This window comes from Pseudoalteromonas sp. S1727 (assembly GCF_005886375.1).
Lineage (GTDB): Bacteria > Pseudomonadota > Gammaproteobacteria > Enterobacterales > Alteromonadaceae > Pseudoalteromonas > Pseudoalteromonas haloplanktis.
On record NZ_PNDT01000253.1, the window covers coordinates 1 to 497 of the forward strand.

Consider the following 497-nt stretch of genomic DNA (forward strand, 5'->3'; position numbering starts at 1 on the left):
ATTAGTGATTGCAGCGGTCGTCACTGGTGCCGCTTGTAAGTATTCTTCTTCGTAGGAGGGATTCGTATTCATCCAGCCTGTTTGTGCTTCAGCTTTAGGTTGAAGCCAGGCAAGCGTTTTATCTGGAAAGTTAAAACCAGTTTGTTCACTCATTACCACACGTGTATCTGTGGTTTCGCCGGCTAATTCATAGCGAAAAGCAACCCCATCATTACTGACTTGAAAGCGAATGTTCAATATTTGATCTTGCTGATTAGTCACGCTGACAACAAGGCTGTTAGCACGATAATCAACAAACTGTTGCTTACCAGTAAAAAGCTGATAGCTGTCATTTACTGTGGGCTGTTTTAAAACTGCAGCTAAGCTCAATCGCTTAGTAAAGTCAGTATTATTAAGCGTGATACCTAATAAAGAAGGCTCAATGACCTTATCGCTACGTGACCGTACTTGATAACTTAGCTGCCCTTGCTCATCTAAATCAACCAATACAGTTAACT

Annotated in this window: 1 protein-coding gene; it reads right to left on the minus strand. The window is 41.4% G+C overall.

Annotated elements, in window-relative coordinates:
- A partial coding sequence (locus CWB85_RS21905) for a glycoside hydrolase family 97 N-terminal domain-containing protein (RefSeq protein ID WP_171039067.1) occupies positions 1-497 on the minus strand: 497 nt, incomplete at both ends.